Consider the following 16,653-nt stretch of genomic DNA (forward strand, 5'->3'; position numbering starts at 1 on the left):
TCCAACCCCGGAACAATCCGAGGCCGGGGATGTCAACATATCTGGCGTTGACTTTTGGCACGCTGTTGAGTTCTCAAGGAACGGACACTTCCTTCAGGCCGCCTTCCAGCGGGCCCTCCGGGCGCTTCGTTCTTTCGTGTTTCAAGCTTATCAGATGCTTTCCGCTCCGTTTTCCGGAGTTTCATTCATCGGATTCGCTTTCCGCCGCCCCTCTCGGTGCGACTCCGGAACTGTACGGGCCCGGGCACGCCACATGCAAATCGTCCCGCCCTGCTGTCGCAGGACGGGACGATCGGCTGTCCACGAGCGCCGTCAGGCGCGGCCCATCTCCTCGGCGATGGCCGCCGCGAAGGCGTCGATATCCGCCTCCGTGGTGTCGAACGAACACATCCAGCGCACCTCACCGGTGTGCTCGTTCCAGAAGTAGAAGCGGTAGCGCTTCTGCAGCCGCTCGCTGACCTCCCGCGGGAGGATCGCGAACACCGCGTTCGCCTGGACCGGGCGGACGACCGTCACACCCTCGATGGTCCGGACGGCGGCCTCGAGCCGGCTGGCCATCGCGTTGGCGTGGCCGGCGTTGCGCAGGTAGAGGTCACCGGAGAGCAGGGCCTCGAACTGGACCGAGGCGAAGCGCATCTTCGACGCGAGCTGCATCGAGGTCTTGCGCAGGTACTTGATGTTGCGTACCCGCTCCGGGTTGAGCACCACCACGACCTCGCCGAACAGCAGGCCGTTCTTCGTACCCCCGTAGGAGAGGACGTCCACGCCGACATCGGTGGTGAAGGCACGCAGCGGCAGGCCGAGCGAGGCGGCCGCGTTGGCCAGGCGGGAGCCGTCCACGTGGACCAGCATGCCGAGCTGGTGGGCGTGGTCGGTGATCGCCCGGATCTCCTCGGCCGTGTAGAGCGTGCCCAGCTCGGTGCTCTGGGTGATCGAGACCGCCAGCGGCTGGGCCCGGTGCTCGTCGCCGAAGCCCCAGGCCTGCTGGTCGATCAGCTCGGGGGTGAGCTTGCCGTCCGGGGTGGGGACGGTGAGCAGCTTGATGCCGCCCATCTTCTCGGGGGCGCCGCCTTCGTCCACGTTGATGTGGGCGCTCTCGGCCGCGACCACCGCACCCCAGCGCGGGAGCAGGGCCTGCAGGGCGACGACGTTGGCGCCGGTGCCGTTGAAGACGGGGTACGCCTCGGCCTGCTCGCCGAAATGGCGGCGGAAGACGTCCTGCAGGTGCGCCGTGTAGTCGTCCTCGCCGTAGGCGACCTGGTGGCCGCCGTTGGCGAGGGCTATCGCGGCGAGGATCTCCGGGTGCACGCCGGCGTAGTTGTCGCTGGCGAAACCGCGGACGGCGGGGTCGTGCCGTCGTACCGCGTCCGTGCGGGGGTCCTCCGGCGAGCCGGGGTGGATCATCGGGCTGTCAGCCACAGGTGCTGTCCGTTCAGTTCTGCTGCGGGGCGGTCCCAGAGGCCCGCCAGGGTGGTGGCGAGGTCGGCGGTGTCCGTGAAGCCGGTGAACTTCGCCTCGGGCTTCTCGGCCCGCATCTCGGGACTGACCAGCGCCTTGATGACCAGGATCGCAGCTGCGGCGGTGGGATCGCCGTCCGCGGCGGTGGTCTCCTTCTTGAAGGAGTCGGCCATCGCGAGGGTCCAGGCCTCGGTGGCGGCCTTGGCCGCAGCGTAGGCGGCGCCGCCGGCGGTGGGCTTGTGCGCGGACGCGGCGGAGACCATCGCGTAGCGACCGGCGGAGCTGCGGACCAGGGCGGGCTGGAAGGCCAGCGAGGTGTGCTGGAGGGTGCGGACGACGGTGTCGTGCAGCCAGTCCCAGTCGTCGATCCGGGTGTCGAAGAAGGTCTTGCTGCCGCGCCAGCCACCGACCAGGTGGAACAGGCCGTCGACGTGGCCGTGCTCCGCCTCCAGGTGGTCGGCCCAGTCGTGGACCTCCTGCGGGTCGAGCAGGTCGATGACCTGGCCGCTGAGACGGGCCCCGGGCACGGCGGCGCGGGTGGCGTCCATCTCGGCCTCGAGGGCTCGCGCGTCGATGCTGGCGGCGATCACCGTGGCACCGTCGGCGGCGAGGCGGCGCAGCGTCGCATGGCCGGCCGGGCCGGTGGCACCGGCCACGGCGATGACCTTGCCGGTGAGCGGTCCGTTGGGTGCGGTGGTCATGCGGCGACTCCCTGGATACCGGCGGCCGTGATGCCCGCGGTGGCGGCGATGACGCCGCTGAGCTTCTTGTTGAGGGCCTCGTAGAACATGCTCAGCGGGAACTCGTCCGGGAGCACGGCGTCGCACAGGGCCTTGTTGAGCGCCTTGCCGTCGATGAGGTCGAGGGGCAGCGCGTCGGGGCCCTTCGCCCAGGTGGAGGCCGGGTGCGGGGTGAGGTAGCGGGAGACCAGCTCGTAGGCGGCGATCCAGTGGGCCGGCTTGGGCCGGTCGATGCCGTCGCGGTAGAGGGTCTCGATCTCGGCGCAGAGCGCGTTGGTCACCTGCGGGGCGCGCTCCCAGTCGATGCTGAGGCGGTTGTCGCGCCAGCGCAGCGCGTCGTGCTTGTGCAGGTACGCGAAGAGCAGCTGGCCGCCGAGGCCGTCGTAGTTGCGGACGCGGTCGCCGCTGACCGGGAAGCGGAAGAGGCGGTCGAAGAGGATCGCGTACTGGACGTCGCGGGCGTGGGCGTTGCCCTCGGCCTCCAGCTTCACGGCCTCCTTGAAGGCGGTGAGGTCGCAGCGGAGCTCTTCGAGGCCGTACATCCAGAACGGGCTGCGCTGCTTGATCATGAAGGGGTCGAACGGCAGGTCGCCGTGGCTGTGGGTGCGGTCGTGGACGAGGTCCCACAGGACGAAGGTCTGCTGGGCGCGCTCCTGCTCCCGCAGCAGGCCCTCGGCGTCGGCCGGGATCTCCAGGCCGAGCTGCTGGACGGCGCTGGTGGTGACGGCGCGGAAGCGGGCGGCCTCGCGGTCGCAGAAGATGCCGCCCCAGGTGAAACGCTCCGGTGCCTTGCGCACGGCCACGGTCTCGGGGAAGAGGACGGCGGAGTTGGTGTCGTAGCCGGCCGTGAAGTCGGTGAAGGTGATCGGCACGAACATCGGGTTGTCGAAGCGGGTGCGCTCCAGCTCGGCCAGCCACTCGGGCCAGACCACGCTCAGCAGGACGGCTTCCAGGTTGCGGTCCGGGTTGCCGTTCTGGGTGTACATCGGGAAGACCACGAGGTGCTCCAGGCCGTCCTCGCGCTGCTCCGCGGGCTGGAAGGCCAGCAGCGAGTCCAGGAAGTCGGGCTCCCGGTACCCCGTGTCGGCCCACTTCGCCAGGTCCGCGTCGACGGCGGCCAGGTAGGCGGCGTCGTGCGGGAAGAGCGGGGCGAGCTCCCCGACGGCGCTGCGGACGGTGGCGACCAGCGGGTCGACCGTGTGCCGCTGGACGGCGGCCAGGTCGATCGAGCCGTCCTTGGACTGCAGCGGGCGCAGGGTCTCGACGGCTTCCTTGAGGCGCAGCCAGGCCGGGTGGTCGGCGAGGGTGGAGACCGGGGCGTCGGCCGCCACAGCGAGCCTTGGCGAAAGATTCTGCATCGTGGACTCACTTCGGCAGGAGTTATTTCAACGGGAACACCATAAGTACGAAAGGTTCTCCTGTTCAAGGGGGCTTGGGCCGCTGATTGTCCCGGCAAGGGGGTCCGGCGCCGGATGTCCGACATGTGGGCGGGTATCTGGATGTTCCGGACAGATGCACGACGGGGATGCGAACCTCCCGTCATGCTCCCGGCGGTGATCCTGGTGGCCCGACGCCACATCGACCTGCTCCGGGTGTCTTCCTGCTGTTGCGCGCGCGGCCTCTGCCGCTGCCGCTGATCCGGCTCGGGGGCGCCGCGGACGCGGCTCCGTACGCCGACCATGCCGCCTGTGTTCCGGCGCCGCCACCGGAGGGAAGTGACCCGCCGAGGCGCCGCGCCCGCCCTCCGGGCGGACGGCGGGAGTCTGACGACAGACCCTGGCCACAGGAGTGCTCGCCGAACGGCTTCACCACGGCGAGCACTCCGTGCGCCCCCGTGCACGCCCTGCTGTGCGCGGCTCCGAGCGGTGATCGTGGACGGTACGCCCGCACGCGCCGCCGCGGAGGTCGCCGTTGCACGGACCGGTTCTGGTCAGCTGGCTGCTGGCCGTTCTCACCGCGGCCTCCGGGGCCTACTGCCTCACCCGGCTGCGCCACGCCCCCTGCTCCACCGGCCCCTCCCCCGGGCCCTCTGCCGTCCCCTCTGCCGTCCCCTCCTCCGTGCAGCCCGCGCCGCACCGGCTGCTCGCCCACGAGTCCGACGCCGCCGAGGCGTTGATGGGGCTCGGCATGGCGGCGATGGCCGTCACCGGGGCCGTCGTGCCGGCCATGGTCTGGGCCTGGGTGTTCGGCGTCCCGGCGGTCTGTTTCCTGTTCGGCGCCGTACGCGACCCGGCCCGGCGGACGCACCGGCTGCACCACGCGATCGGCACCCTGGCGATGACTTACATGGCACTCGCCATGGCCGCCGCGCCCGCCCATGCGCACCACGCCGCGAGCGTCGGCGCGCCGCTGCTGACCGGCGCGTTGCTGCTCTACTTCGGCGGCTACTCGCTCTGGACCGGCACCCGGTTGCTGGGCACCCCGGGCGGCGGGCTCCCGGTCGGCACCGCCGGGCTGCCGCAGGCCTGCCGGCTCTCGATGGGCATCGGGATGTTCGCCATGCTCCTGACGATGTGACGCCTACTGGGGCCCACCCCGCCGACTCCGCGCGTGGCGTTGGTCACTGGCCGGCCGAAAGTCGTTCCACCGGGCGTCGGCAGCGCTTAGGTTGGCGGGGAGCGCGCTGTCGCGCTCCGTGTGTACTCGGGGAGCCCATGCCATGACGGCCCTGCTCGGCCTGCTGCTGCTCGGACTGCTGCTCTCGACCGTGGTGCCCCGACTGCTGACCCGGGCCCGATGGGTGGAGCGGGAACCCGTACTGGCCCTGCTGGTGTGGCAGTGCCTGGTGGTGGCCGTACTGCTCTGCTGCGCGCTGGGCCTGGTCCTGGCCGCCGCGGCCGCGCTGCCCGAGCTTCGGGCGCTGGTGTTCGCGGGCGCGCCGCACGGTGTGGAGGCCGCGTACGGGTTGCAGGAGGCCGAGGGCTGGGGGCGGCTCTGCGCCGCGGTGCTGGCGGCGGGCGGGGTGCAGACCCTGCTGGCACTGACCCGCGAGGTCCGGTCCGCGAAGGCGCTCCGCGACCACCGACACGCCCAACTGAGCAGCCGGGCACCCGAGTTGCCCGAGTCCATCGACACTCTGCGCAGCCGGCGCGAGCGGCTGGTGGTGCTGGAGAACGTCCGCCCCGAGGCCTGGTCGCTGCCGGGCCACAACTCCCGCCTGGTGGTGACCACCGGCGCCCTCCAGCAGCTGACCGCCCGGGAGTTGGCGGCTGTGCTGAGCCATGAGCGCGGGCACGTCCGGGCCCGGCACCACTGGCTGTCCCAGTGCGCCCAGGCCCTCGCCTCCGGCTTCCCCGGCGTCGGGGTGTTCAGCGCCTTCCGGGACCAGGTGGGCGAGTTGGTGGAGCTGGCGGCCGACGACCGGGCGGCGCGCCGGCACGGGCGGCACACCACCGCCCTGGCACTGGCCGAACTCAACCTGGGCCGCGGGGTGTTCGGCGCCTGCCCGCCCGGGCTGGCGCAGTCCCCGAAGCGGGTGGACCGGCTGCTCGCCGGGCGGCCCCGGCTCTCCGTCCCGCACCGGCTGCGGCTCACCGTCGCGGCGCTGGCCGCGCCCGCCGCCGCCGTCCTGCTGGCCGCCGCACCGGGGCTCTCGACCCTGCTGTAACGGCCCACCGGGCTCCGCCACCGCCGGGCCCTCCGGTCAAGGCGCGCCGCAACACCCATGCGGCAGAAGAGGCCTGAGGGTTCGTCAGCCAGGCTGGCACGAGTCGTCGGGCCCGCCGCCGATGGCGCGGGCGAGCACCTCGCGGTGCAGCGGTCGGGCCTCGGCGTAGAGCCGGCAGCCGGCCTCGGTGAGCGTGATCTGGATGCCGCGCCGGTCACTGGCGCACATCGCCCGCGTGACCAGGCCGGCCTTCTCCAGCCGGCCGATCAGCCTCGACAGCGCGCTCTGGCTCAGATGCACGGTGTCGGCCAGCTCCTGGACCCTCAGTTGATGGCCCCGGTCGGCGTCGCGCTCCTCGACGAGGCGCTCCAGCACCTCGAACTCGCTCATGCCGAGACCGTGCCTCTCCCCCAGCTCGCGGTCGAGCGCACAGCTGGTGGCGGCATGGCGGGCCAGCAGGTCTCGCCATTCGGCGACCAGACCTGCCTCCGCCGGAGAGTCGAGTTCAGCCACGGCGCCACAGTACCACGCGCGCCAGAAATTTATGCGTTCACATCTTATTCATTTGCATTGAATGCACGCGCATGTAATCTCCTCCCCATGACCACCGCGACCGTCACGTCCCCTGACGACTCATCAACCAGCGGGCTGAACTGGACACCCCGCCTCTGGGGCACGCTCATCGTGCTCTGCGCCGCGATGTTCCTGGATGCCCTCGACGTCTCCATGGTGGGCGTCGCCCTCCCGTCCATCGGATCCGAACTCCACCTCTCCACCTCCACCCTGCAGTGGGTGGTCTCCGGCTACGTCCTCGGCTACGGCGGGCTGCTGCTGCTCGGCGGCCGGGCCGCCGACCTGCTCGGCCGCCGCCGGGTCTTCCTGGTCGCGCTGGCCGTGTTCGCCGCCGCCTCCCTGCTCGGCGGCCTGGTGGACGACGGCGGCCTGCTGATCGCCGCCCGGTTCCTCAAGGGCGTCAGCGCCGCCTTCACCGCCCCCGCCGGGCTGTCGATCATCACCACCACCTTCGCCGAGGGCCCGGCCCGCAACCGGGCGCTGTCGATCTACACCACCTGCGGCGCCAGCGGCTTCTCGCTCGGCCTGGTGCTCAGCGGCCTGCTCACCTCGGTCGGCTGGCGCTGGACCTTCCTGATGCCCGTCCCCGTCGCCCTGCTCGCCCTGGCCTTCGCCGTCCGGCTGCTCCCCCGCCCCACCGAGGAGCGCGCCAAGGGCGGGTACGACGTGGCCGGCGCGATCACCGGCACGCTCACCGTCCTGCTGCTGGTCTTCACCGTCACCGAGGCCCAGGGGGCCGGCTGGCTGAGCCTGCGCACCATCGGCTCGCTGTTCGTGGTCGCGGCCCTGGCCGCCGCCTTCCTCACGATCGAGAGCCGCACCGCGCACCCGCTGGTCCGGCTCGGCATCTTCCGCAACGGCTCGGTCGCCCGGGCCAACGTCGTCGCCTTCGCGATGACCGGCGCGTACGGCGGGTTCCAGTTCGTCGTCACCCTCTACCTGCAGCACCTGCTCCACTGGTCGGCCCTGGAGATGGCCCTCGGTCTGCTGCCGGCCGGCGCCTTCATCGCGCTGTCCGCGCCGCTGATGGGCCCGGTCGTGGACCGCTTCGGCACTTCCCGGCTGCTGCCGATCGGCGTGCTGGCCCTGGTGCTCGCCTTCGCGCTGTTCCTGCGCCTGGACGAGCACAGCTCCTACCTCACCCTGGTGCTGCCGTCGATGATCCTGCTGGGCGTCGGCTTCTCGCTGGCCTTCCCCTCGGTCAACATCGCCGCCACCGACGGCGTGGCCGACGAGGAACAGGGCCTGGCCTCCGGGCTGGTCAACACCGCGATCCAGGTCGGCACCGCGGTCGTACTCGCCGGGGCCACCGCGATGATCACCGCCGGGAGCGGGGGCGGCGAGAGCGCCCAGGCGCAGCTGGACGGCTACCGGCCCGCGCTGGTCCTCGTCACGGCGGTCGCACTGCTGGGCTTCCTGATCGCCGCCGTCGGTGCCGTGCTGGACCGGAGGAAGGCCTCGGCTCCCCGGCCGGTGGCCGACCATCACGGCCCGTCGACCGAGCTCTTCGACTCCGGCGAGCCGGCCCGGAGCGGGCTTCTGACCAAGAGCTGACCGCCGCCCGGGGCCGCCCCGTCGTCACCGGGGTCGCCGCCGGGCAGGCACCGGCTCCACCAAACCCCCGTCTTGGTGGAGCCGGCACCTCCGTACGAGCCGGTCCGTGGCACCCGCCGACTTGCGGGTTCCCCGGTTCGGCCGTTCGCTCCGCCAGTATATTGGCCGGGAGCCAACGAACGTACGGAGCAGACACGATGGCACCTCGCGGGGATTCGGTCAACGAGGAAATGCGTCAACGCTCCCGCCGGCGCATCATGTGCGCCACCGTCGAGCTGGTGGATCAGCGCGGCTACGCGGGCACCACGCTGACCGACATCGCCGAACGGGCCGGTCTCGCCCGGGGGCTGCTCTCCTACTACTTCGACGGCAAACGGCTGCTGATGCAGTCCGCGACGCACCGGATGATGCACCAGAAGCTCTCCGCGGCCCTGGCCGCGCTGGCACCGGACGCTTCTCCGCAGGCCAGGCTGGCCCGGGCGATCGACGCGGTGCTGGCGCTCGCGATGGAGCACCCCCGGGTGATGCGCTCGCATCTGGCGCTGATCCTGGACCCGGACTCCGGCGCCTTCGTCCAGGACCCGGAGCAGCAGCGGCTCGGCGCACTCCTCCAGGGGCTGCTGCGCGACTGGGGCGCGCCCGACCCGGTCGCCGAACACGCGGTGCTGCGCAGTGCGCTGATGGGCGGCTGCATCGGCGTGCTGCTGCCGGGGGCCGAGATATCGCTGGCGCCGATCCGGGCCGACCTGTTCGGCCGCTACGACCTGGCCTGGGAGCTGGGCCGGCCACCGCAGCCGCGGCCGCCGCAGCGCGAACGGCCGTCGGCCCGCGGGTGAGCGCGGGGCGACGGCCGTTCGACGACGACTGTACGGCGGCCGGTCAGCCGCCGGTCAGCTCGTTGTCAGCGTTCCTTCAGGATCGACGCCAGCAGATCGATGGTCCGCTCGGGCGTCAGACTGTCCACGCAGAGCCGTTCCATGACCTGGATGTACGCGTCGACGTCGTCGCGCTTGTCCAGGTAGAGCGCGCTGGTGAGCTGCTCCAGGTAGACGACGTCGGCGAGGTCCTGCTCGGGGAAGCGCAGGATGGTGAACGCCCCGGACTCCCCGGCGTGGGCGCCGAAGCGGAACGGCATCACCTGGATCACCACGTTGGCCTGCTCGGCGACGTCGATCAGGTACTGCACCTGACCGCGCATCACCTCGGGCCCGCCGACCGGGCGGCGCAGTGCGGCCTCGTCGATGACGGCCCAGAGCCGCGGGTTGTTGCCCTCGGCGAGCAGCTTCTGGCGGCGCAGCCGGAGGCTGACCCGCCGTTCGACCTCCTCCGCGCTGATGACCGGGCGGCTCTGACCGAAAACCGCTCGCGCGTACTCCTCGGACTGCAGCAGGCCGGGGATGAACTGCACCTCGTAGGTGCGGATCAGCGCGGCGGCCTCCTCCAGGCCGACGTAGGTCTGGAACCAGCCCGGCAGCACGTCGTTGAAACTGTGCCACCAGCCGGACTTGTTGGCCTCACGGACCAGGCCGAGCAGGGCCTCGCGCTCGATGCCGTCGTCCACGCCGTAGAGGCTGAGGAGATCGGCGACGTCGCGCTCCTTGAAGCTGACGCGGCCGAGCTCCATGCGACTGATCTTGGACTCGGACGCGCGGATCGCGTACCCGGCGTCCTCGCGGGTGATGCCGCGCGCCTCGCGGAGCCGGCGCAGCTGGGAACCGAGGAGGATCCGGCGGACCATCGAGCCGCCGCCCGGCTGAACTGTGGTCATGCGGTCGAAACCTCCACCTAGGGCAAACAGCGCACAGTCTGCCATCAGTTGAGCGCTCACGGTGCCGATACTGACGGATGTTCCTATCAGTTCCGCACTCCACACGCCAGGATGCACGTGCATTCGGCGCTTGCATATGCCAATAGTGCGACTGCACGTGAATCGACTCTTGCATCTGCAGTGAGCGCAGAGGACCATGGTGCACGTGCACCTGCACATCCCTGGCAATCCCGCGGGCTCCGCGTCGACCCCACGCGCGACTCCGTGCACCAGCCCGGCAGCGCCCCTCGCGCCACCGGGCGTTCGTGTGCGCGCGCGACTGGTCGAGGGGGCGGCCGTGCGGCCGAGCGAGTCGGAGGTGACCGGCATGACCCCGGCGGGTCCAGCCGTGTCCGCCCCCTTATGGGAGGAGCTCTTCATGAGCACCGGTACGGCTTTGGCAGTCGACCCCCATGTGGTCACCTGTACGCTCGCTCCTCGCTACGAAGCCGTCAGAACCGCGCGCGACTTCGCCCGGAGCGCCCTGCAGCGCTGGGGGCTGGGCGAGCTGTTCGACGATGTCGCGCTGGTGGCCTCGGAGCTGGTGACCAATGCCCTCCGGCACGCGATCGGCGCACGGCCCGACCCGGCCGGCGGCGCCCTGGGCGGCTACGACTGTCCCACCCAGGCGGCGGACGGCCGGCTGCCGATCCGAATAAGCCTGGTTCACCGCGCCCCGCAGGTGGTCTGCGCGGTGAGCGACCCCAGCAGCATCGGCCCGGTGGCACGGGAGGCGGACTTCGTGGCCGAGTCGGGCCGCGGGCTGCACCTGGTGGACTCGTTCAGCCGCTCCTGGGGCTGGCACCCGCTGGGCGGCGGCAAGGTGGTCTGGGCGCTCTTCGAGGCGGAGCAGTGCGCGACCCCCGAGGTCGGCGGACGGCACCGGCGCTCGGCCTAGCTCCGGACCGGGCAGGGCGGCGACAGTGGGCACGAGCGGCTTGAGCACAGGAGGCGCGGGCACGGGCGGCACACCCCTGCTCGACGGTCCCGGCCGGCGGCCCGGCCCGGCGTCAGCGCGTACATCAGGGCAGGCATCGGAGCGGACATCAAGCCGGGCGGCGGGGCAGGTGACCTGTTCGGTCGGGCCGTCCGTACTCGCGGCCGCACACGACCGGAAGAACGGCCCGGCGCGACGGCGCCCGTACCAGGGAATGGGCGCCGTCAGACACAGGCCGCCGCGGTGTCAGCACCCACGACGGCCCCCCGATGGTGAAGGCGACGGCCGGTCAGACCGCCAGGTGGTCGAACTCCCCGTCCTTGGCACCCAGCAGCAGCGCCGCGATCTCGGCCCGGGTGTAGATGAGCGCGGGACCGTCCGGGAAGCGCGAGTTGCGCATCGCCACGTCCCCTCCCGGCAGAGCGGCGAACTCGACGCAGTTGCCCTGAGAGTTGCTGTGCAGGCTCTTCTGCCAGACCACGTTCTCGAGGTCCGCAGCCGCCATCCCGTTGTACGGGTCGTTCGTGTCGTACCTGTCGTGCATAGAAATCTCCCGAAGAGCTCCGGAGTGGTCGTCCAGCGCGGCGCCCCCGGCACAGGCCGAACGACTGGACCGGCCCCGTACCGGCCCGGCATAACGCCTCACTTGACGTGATGATAGCTCCAGTGCACGTGCATCAGCACGGGACAGTGCAGGTGCACGGCCTCTTTAACGGATCGGCCGGAACTCTTCACCACCCGCCGCCCGGCAGCCCGTAAGCGGACATAGCCGACTGAATCGGCAAGTCGCCGATAACCGCCCGTAAGCGACCCCCCGCTGAATGTTGATCTTCCAGCGCCGGGAGTCGCGCCTCCGTGACCCTCCGTCAGACCCCTTCCGGCCTGTGAGACATCTCACGCCGGGAAGGCGCAACTCCCGCCCCGGCCGACCGCGTCGAAGGCGATACCGGCCACTGCGCGGGATTGGGTGCGTTATGTCCTGATTCGGCGTGGGTCACCGCCCTCGGAACGGCAGCCGACTGCGGGACCGGCGGAGCGATGTCCTACGATCTCCGCCATGAGCACCGCAGCCATCCCGGGCGCGCCACTGCCCGTCCGAACCCCAGGCTCCCGTGCGCGGGGGCGCCACCGCCGCCCCGAGCGCCCCGAGATTCCGGCCGGTTCCCCGGCCCTGGTGCTCGCCGTGCCCGCGACCGCCGGGCCCGAGTCCCGCTCCGTCGTCGAGGAACTGCTGTCGATCGTCCGCAGCGAGCAGAACGGCGTCCAGACCACGGCCGGGTACCTCCCGGTCGGGGACGGCGACTTCGAGGGCACCGGGGACGAGCGCACCGTCGCCGAGCTGCTGGCCCAGGCCGCCGGGGCGGGCCTGCCCGCGCCGGTCGTGGTGCCGCTGGTTCCCGGCCCGCACGGTTTCCTGGCCGAACTCCACGCGCTCGCCGCCGAGTACGGCGCCCCCGTCACCGACGTGCTGGGCCCGCACCCGCTGCTGGCCGAGGCCGTCCACGTCCGCCTCTCCGAGGCCGGTCTGGCCCGCGCCGACCGCGCCCGGCTGTTCGCCATCGCGACCGCCGCGGACGGCGTGGTGCTCACCACCGTCGGCGGCGAGGAGGCCACCGCCGCCGCCGGGGTCACCGGGGTGCTGCTGGCCGCCCGGCTCGCCGTCCCGGTCGTCCCGGCCGCGCTGGACGTGCCCGGCTCGGTGGCCGCCGCCGTCGCGCACCTCAAGGAGACCGGCTCCCAGCGCCCCGCGCTGGCCCCGCTGGTGATCGGCCCGGAGGCCGACTCCGAGCTGCTCGCCACGGCCGCCGAGGAGACCGGCTGCCCGAGCGCCGCGCCGCTGGGCGCCTACCCGACGGTGGGCCAGCTGATCGCCTCCACCTACCTGGCCGCGCTGCCGGTCCCCGACCCCGGGGCGTACGCCGGGGAGAGCGGGGAGACCGCCGCCGAATAGCGCGGCCGTCCGACGACGCCAGGGCCCGGAACGCCTCCGTTCCGGGCCCTGCGGACGTCCGGACGGCTCAGGAGCGGCCGCCCACCCGGGTGGTGGGCGCGGCGGCGCCTCTGAGCCTGAGCGCGGGCGGCTGCACCGGCCGGGCCCGGGCGGCGAGCGCCGGCACCGGCCCGACGGCGGCGTTCCACTGCGGTTGCGCCGTACCGCCGCCGTCCGCCTTCCGCACCTGGAGCGCCTCGGAGCGCCCGGCCCGGCGCAGCACGATGCTCCTGGGCGGCGCCGACTCCGGGTCCATCCAGAGCTCGTTGCCGCCGAACTCGCAGTCCAGCACGGCCATATCGTCCGGTTTGCCGTCCGCGGCGGCGCGGAAGGCGACCCCGGCCTTCCGGTAGCCGGTGAACCGGCTGCGGCTGAACGTGACGGCCTCCCCGGCGAGTTCGTGCCCGGCGGCGTCGATCAGCAGCCCGTCGAAGAGGCTGCCCTTGTCCCGGCCGAGCGCGTGCGGGGCCACTCCCCCGGCGGCGTTGCCGTACAGCACGCTCGCGGTGTAGTCGAAGTCGTTGAGGTAGGCGCCGTGTTCGATGCCCCGGCCGCCGTTGTGGTAGGCCGCGAACTCGGTGACCACATGGTGATGCCGGGCGTTCAGCCAGACGAAGGTGCCGTCCTGCAGGTTGTTGTGGGCCAGGCAGCGCTGGAAGGTCCACACCCCCTCGCTGTTCTCCGGCCACTCGTGGCCGGAGGCGCCGGTGGAGCCCTGGACGCCGACGGCCACGCAGTCCACCGCCCGGCCGCCGGTGCCCGCGCCGAGGTTGAACCCCGTCAGGCGGTAGGCGCGCGGGTTGGGTTCGAGCCGGGTGCGGGAGGCCACGCAGGACTCGTGGACGATGTCGTCGGACGGGCGCTGCGGGGTACGGGTGTCCGGCGGGCCGTCCCACCAGGCGGCGTCCTCCCAGGTGTCGTGGCTGACGCAGCTGCGGAAGGTGATGCCGTGGCTGGCGTGCGGCACGAAGGCGTGGCTGCCCGCGTCGCGGACCACCACGCCCTCGACGACGGTGCCCCGGGTGGTGTCGCCGAGCATGTGGAAGTGCAGCCCGTACCGGCCGAGCACGGGCGCGGTGACGGGGACGGTGCCGTCCTGGCCCTTCCAGGTCTCCTCGGTGTCGGCGCGCGGACCCACCCAGCGCAGTGCGGCGTGCCGTACGTCGGCGGGCCGGGAGCCGGTGACGTGGACGTGCGCGCGGCCCTTCGCGGTGCCCTCGACCCGGACGCCGCAGGTCACGTTGAGCAGTTCGGCGCCGACGGTGACGCCCCCTCCGGCGGTCACCCGGGGGTGGGCGTACTTCAGCGGGGAGTCCAGGGTGACGGTGGATCCGCTGACGGACCGGACGGTGACCAGGTCGTAGCGGGCGGAGAAGTCCTCGGCGTCGGGCGGGCCGGTCGGGGTGACGGCCAGTTCGTCGCCGGGCAGCCAGCCGGTGGGCTCGGCGGCCAGGCCGATGGAGGTGTCACCGGCCCGCAGCTCGCGGTCGGCGCGGACCCAGGCGGTCTTGGCCGCGCCGTCCAGCCGCAGGTAGCCGGCGCCGGTCACCCAGAGCCCGGTGTCGGTGTCGGTGTCGGTGTCGGTGTCGACCACCTTGGCGCCGTCGCCCTGGAAGCGCCGCTCGTCCACGGACGGGAAGCGGACGGTGTGCACGGCGGCGCCCTCGGGGGCGAGTGCCAGGGTGCCGCGGATCTCGACGTTGCCGTCCGAGGCGAGGGTGAGGGTGCGGTCGGCGGCGAAGGTGAGTGCGCCGGTCGGCTCGACCAGCAGCGAGCCCACGGTGGCATCGGTGTCGAGGAGCACCCGGTCGGCGATCCGGACGGCGCTCCGCGGGCCGGGTACCGCACCGCCCCAGCCGGCCGGGTCGGACCAGCGGCGGCCGGCCAGGTCGACGGTCGGTGCGGCGGCGGGCCCGGCCCCGGAGGTGCCGACGGGCGGCGGCCCGGCGGGCCGGTGGTCCATGCCCGCGCCCTCGGCGGGGGCCGCGGCGGCGTCGGTGGGGCCGTCCGGGGCCACGGGCATACCGGGCATGCCGGTGGCCGCGACGGGCTGCGTCCGCCCGGTCAGCGAGCGCCGCAGGATCTCCTCGCCGCCGACCGCGGCGAACACCGTGCCGACCGCCGGCCAGCGCCGCATCGTCCGGCGGCGTACGGGAGTTCGGGGCCGTTCGGGCGATATGTCCACTCTGCGGCGTTTTGCCCGGCGGTGCACCCCCCGAGGCCTGACGGTCGGGCGCCCGGCACGCGGGTCCTCGTCCTTGGCCATCACCGCGCAGCCCTCCCGCCGGACGGCCGCGTCGGTACTGACGTCCTGAAGCACAGGCAGTTGGGTCCGGCCGCAGGGGCGTTGCCGAAAATCGGTCATTTCTGATCATGGTGGACAGCCAATCAACCCCTCACCCGTAAACCGTGACGGACATCACACATGTTTGCGGTTTGAACGGGAGTCTGCTTAACGTGCTCCCCGTTCGTGGCTACACGAACCCAGCCCATCCGCAACGCCGAGTCCTGCCGTCGGTTGTGCTGGCAGCGCAGAAACGCACCACGGCAGGAGCGGGGGACCCACAGGTAAGTCGCCCCGGACCGGTTCCCGAAACCGGTTCAGGGCTAGGGGTGAAGCCGCGCCAAGGCGCGGCCGGGCAACTCCAGCCCGAATCCGACAGCTCACCTCGCAGGCGTGGGAGAGGATCGCGTCTTCATGCTGCCCGTCAACGGCACCAGTCTGCCCCGTCGCGCCCGCCGCCTGATCGCCGCCGTCGGCGTCGCGGGTGTCGGCCTGACCGTCCCGTGCCTCACCACCGGCACCGCCTCCGCCGCCCCGGTCGCCACCTGGGACAAGGTCGCCCAGTGCGAGAGCGGTGGCAACTGGGCCATCAACACCGGCAACGGCTTCTACGGCGGCCTGCAGTTCACCTCCAGCACCTGGGCCGCCTTCGGCGGTACCGCGTACGCCCCGCAGGCCCACCAGGCCACCAAGGACCAGCAGATCGCGGTCGCCGAGAAGGTCCTCGCCTCGCAGGGCCCCGGCGCCTGGCCCGTCTGCTCCGTCCAGGCCGGCCTGACCAAGGGCGGCACCCCGGCCGCCGTCGACACCTCGGCCGCCACCAAGCCGGCCGCCACCAAGCCGGCTGCCCCGGCCGCCACCCCCGCGCCGAAGCCCGCCCCGCAGGCCCCCGCGCAGACCCCGGCCCCGGCGAAGAGCCAGGCCCCCGCCGACTCCGCCCAGGCCAAGGGCGGCAGCCAGGCCCAGCCGACCGACTACACCGTCATCGCGGGCGACTGGCTCTCCTCCATCGCCGACAAGAACAACGTCCAGGGCGGCTGGGAGCGGCTGTACGAGCTGAACCGCGGCACCCTGACCCAGGGTCCGCACGTCATCTACCCGGGCCAGCAGCTCGCCCTGGGCAAGGGCGGCCAGGCCCAGCAGTCCGGCCAGGGCGCCACCGGCGCCTCCACCGGCAAGCCGGCCGCGCAGACCCCGGCCCAGACCCCGGCCGCGCAGACCCCGGCCGCGCAGGCCCCCGCCGCCAAGCCCGCCGCCAAGCCGGTCGCCAAGCCCGCCGCCCCGGCGCAGACCCAGGCCCCGGCGCAGACCGCCACCGGCAGCATGGCCGCCGCCGTCTCCTTCGCCCAGTCGAAGGTCGGTCAGGCCTACATCTACGGCGGCACCGGCAACGGCGGCTGGGACTGCTCCGGTCTGACCCAGGCCGCGCTGCGCGCCGCGGGCGTCTCCGTCCCGCGCGTCGCCGCCGACCAGGCCGCCGCCAGCACCCACGTCTCGCTGGACAGCCTGCTCCCGGGCGACCTGCTGTTCTGGTCCAACAACGGCAAGGACTCCGGCGTCTACCACGTCGCGATCTACATCGGCGGCGGGAAGTACGTCGAGGCCGCCAACCCGAGCTCGGGCGTGCGGACCCAGACCGTCGCCAACTGGGCCCCGGACTTCGCCGGCCGGGTCTGACCCGCCGGGCGTGCCCGGCACGCCCC

The 16,653-nt window shown here is 72.6% G+C and carries 15 protein-coding genes and 1 riboswitch; of the genes, 8 read left to right on the top strand and 7 right to left on the bottom strand.

Annotation, left to right across the window (positions count from 1 at the left end):
• Positions 1–312: 312 nt before the first annotated feature.
• The 3 genes from ACIP82_RS00005 to ACIP82_RS00015 are packed head-to-tail and all read right to left on the bottom strand — an operon-like array spanning position 313 to position 3,556.
• The gene (locus tag ACIP82_RS00005) at positions 313–1,404 is read right to left on the bottom strand and encodes a low specificity L-threonine aldolase (RefSeq protein ID WP_363614042.1); all 1,092 of its coding nucleotides are present in this window, start codon (positions 1,402–1,404) and stop codon (positions 313–315) included.
• Entirely contained in the window at positions 1,401–2,159 is a 759-nt protein-coding gene (locus tag ACIP82_RS00010; RefSeq protein WP_363613995.1) for an SDR family NAD(P)-dependent oxidoreductase, read from the bottom strand. The genes ACIP82_RS00005 and ACIP82_RS00010 overlap by 4 nt, the downstream gene beginning before the upstream one ends.
• Entirely contained in the window at positions 2,156–3,556 is a 1,401-nt protein-coding gene (locus tag ACIP82_RS00015) for a DUF6421 family protein (RefSeq protein ID WP_400649187.1), read from the bottom strand. The genes ACIP82_RS00010 and ACIP82_RS00015 overlap by 4 nt, the downstream gene beginning before the upstream one ends.
• 183 nt (positions 3,557–3,739) lie before the next feature.
• On the opposite strand from ACIP82_RS00015, the gene ACIP82_RS00020 reads away from it, so the two are divergent.
• The 3 genes from ACIP82_RS00020 to ACIP82_RS00030 all read left to right on the top strand — a co-directional run bounded on the left by ACIP82_RS00020 (position 3,740) and on the right by ACIP82_RS00030 (position 5,805).
• Positions 3,740–3,835: a putative leader peptide gene (locus ACIP82_RS00020; RefSeq protein ID WP_363613999.1), complete on the top strand. Its 96-nt coding sequence runs from the start codon at positions 3,740–3,742 to the stop codon at positions 3,833–3,835.
• Between the two features lie 274 nt (positions 3,836–4,109).
• Positions 4,110–4,715, top strand: coding sequence for a DUF5134 domain-containing protein (locus ACIP82_RS00025; RefSeq protein ID WP_400649189.1), 606 nt, complete (start codon positions 4,110–4,112; stop codon positions 4,713–4,715).
• A gap of 142 nt (positions 4,716–4,857) precedes the next feature.
• The gene (locus ACIP82_RS00030; protein WP_363614003.1) at positions 4,858–5,805 is read left to right on the top strand and encodes a M56 family metallopeptidase; all 948 of its coding nucleotides are present in this window, start codon (positions 4,858–4,860) and stop codon (positions 5,803–5,805) included.
• A gap of 84 nt (positions 5,806–5,889) precedes the next feature.
• On the opposite strand, the gene ACIP82_RS00035 is transcribed toward ACIP82_RS00030, so the two are convergent.
• A complete protein-coding gene (locus tag ACIP82_RS00035; RefSeq protein WP_363614005.1) occupies positions 5,890–6,318 on the bottom strand; it encodes a MarR family transcriptional regulator in 429 nt (142 codons plus the stop codon).
• A gap of 87 nt (positions 6,319–6,405) precedes the next feature.
• On the opposite strand from ACIP82_RS00035, the gene ACIP82_RS00040 reads away from it, so the two are divergent.
• Both ACIP82_RS00040 and ACIP82_RS00045 read left to right on the top strand, forming a co-directional pair.
• On the top strand, positions 6,406–7,932 hold the full coding sequence (locus ACIP82_RS00040) for an MFS transporter (RefSeq protein WP_400649192.1): 1,527 nt from the start codon (positions 6,406–6,408) through the stop codon (positions 7,930–7,932).
• Positions 7,933–8,162: 230 nt separating this feature from the next.
• A complete protein-coding gene (locus ACIP82_RS00045) occupies positions 8,163–8,768 on the top strand; it encodes a TetR family transcriptional regulator (RefSeq protein ID WP_363614009.1) in 606 nt (201 codons plus the stop codon).
• A 65-nt stretch (positions 8,769–8,833) separates the two neighbouring features.
• Here ACIP82_RS00045 and ACIP82_RS00050 read toward each other — a convergent pair whose 3' ends face one another.
• A complete protein-coding gene (locus tag ACIP82_RS00050) occupies positions 8,834–9,700 on the bottom strand; it encodes a helix-turn-helix transcriptional regulator (RefSeq protein WP_363614011.1) in 867 nt (288 codons plus the stop codon).
• A gap of 418 nt (positions 9,701–10,118) precedes the next feature.
• Between ACIP82_RS00050 and ACIP82_RS00055 the strand changes: the two genes are divergently transcribed.
• Positions 10,119–10,637 (top strand): ATP-binding protein, encoded by a 519-nt coding sequence (locus ACIP82_RS00055; protein ID WP_363614013.1) that lies wholly within the window; start codon positions 10,119–10,121, stop codon positions 10,635–10,637.
• A gap of 328 nt (positions 10,638–10,965) precedes the next feature.
• Here ACIP82_RS00055 and ACIP82_RS00060 read toward each other — a convergent pair whose 3' ends face one another.
• Positions 10,966–11,220: a DUF397 domain-containing protein gene (locus ACIP82_RS00060; protein WP_363614015.1), complete on the bottom strand. Its 255-nt coding sequence runs from the start codon at positions 11,218–11,220 to the stop codon at positions 10,966–10,968.
• Between the two features lie 513 nt (positions 11,221–11,733).
• Between ACIP82_RS00060 and ACIP82_RS00065 the strand changes: the two genes are divergently transcribed.
• Positions 11,734–12,627 (top strand): hypothetical protein, encoded by an 894-nt coding sequence (locus ACIP82_RS00065; protein ID WP_400649196.1) that lies wholly within the window; start codon positions 11,734–11,736, stop codon positions 12,625–12,627.
• Between the two features lie 67 nt (positions 12,628–12,694).
• On the opposite strand, the gene ACIP82_RS00070 is transcribed toward ACIP82_RS00065, so the two are convergent.
• A complete protein-coding gene (locus tag ACIP82_RS00070; protein WP_400649199.1) occupies positions 12,695–14,803 on the bottom strand; it encodes a hypothetical protein in 2,109 nt (702 codons plus the stop codon).
• A 383-nt stretch (positions 14,804–15,186) separates the two neighbouring features.
• A riboswitch (cyclic di-AMP (ydaO/yuaA leader) is annotated at positions 15,187–15,357 on the top strand.
• On the opposite strand from ACIP82_RS00070, the gene ACIP82_RS00075 reads away from it, so the two are divergent.
• Positions 15,344–16,627: a transglycosylase family protein gene (locus ACIP82_RS00075; RefSeq protein WP_400649201.1), complete on the top strand. Its 1,284-nt coding sequence runs from the start codon at positions 15,344–15,346 to the stop codon at positions 16,625–16,627. It overlaps the preceding riboswitch by 14 nt.
• Positions 16,628–16,653: the final 26 nt, after the last annotated feature.

The organism is Kitasatospora sp. NPDC088548, assembly GCF_044753005.1.
GTDB lineage: Bacteria > Actinomycetota > Actinomycetes > Streptomycetales > Streptomycetaceae > Kitasatospora.

Bases quoted from the DNA above. Each gene is read 5' to 3' on its own strand.
- ACIP82_RS00005 (WP_363614042.1), bottom strand. From the start codon at position 1,404: ATGATCCACCCCGGCTCGCCGGAGGACCCCCGCACGGACGCGGTACGA.
- ACIP82_RS00010 (WP_363613995.1), bottom strand. From the start codon at position 2,159: ATGACCACCGCACCCAACGGACCGCTCACCGGCAAGGTCATCGCCGTG.
- ACIP82_RS00015 (WP_400649187.1), bottom strand. From the start codon at position 3,556: ATGCAGAATCTTTCGCCAAGGCTCGCTGTGGCGGCCGACGCCCCGGTC.
- ACIP82_RS00020 (WP_363613999.1), top strand. From the start codon at position 3,740: ATGCTCCCGGCGGTGATCCTGGTGGCCCGACGCCACATCGACCTGCTC.
- ACIP82_RS00030 (WP_363614003.1), top strand. From the start codon at position 4,858: ATGACGGCCCTGCTCGGCCTGCTGCTGCTCGGACTGCTGCTCTCGACC.
- ACIP82_RS00040 (WP_400649192.1), top strand. From the start codon at position 6,406: ATGACCACCGCGACCGTCACGTCCCCTGACGACTCATCAACCAGCGGG.
- ACIP82_RS00045 (WP_363614009.1), top strand. From the start codon at position 8,163: ATGCGTCAACGCTCCCGCCGGCGCATCATGTGCGCCACCGTCGAGCTG.
- ACIP82_RS00050 (WP_363614011.1), bottom strand. From the start codon at position 9,700: ATGACCACAGTTCAGCCGGGCGGCGGCTCGATGGTCCGCCGGATCCTC.
- ACIP82_RS00055 (WP_363614013.1), top strand. From the start codon at position 10,119: ATGAGCACCGGTACGGCTTTGGCAGTCGACCCCCATGTGGTCACCTGT.
- ACIP82_RS00060 (WP_363614015.1), bottom strand. From the start codon at position 11,220: ATGCACGACAGGTACGACACGAACGACCCGTACAACGGGATGGCGGCT.
- ACIP82_RS00065 (WP_400649196.1), top strand. From the start codon at position 11,734: ATGAGCACCGCAGCCATCCCGGGCGCGCCACTGCCCGTCCGAACCCCA.
- ACIP82_RS00070 (WP_400649199.1), bottom strand. From the start codon at position 14,803: ATGCGGCGCTGGCCGGCGGTCGGCACGGTGTTCGCCGCGGTCGGCGGC.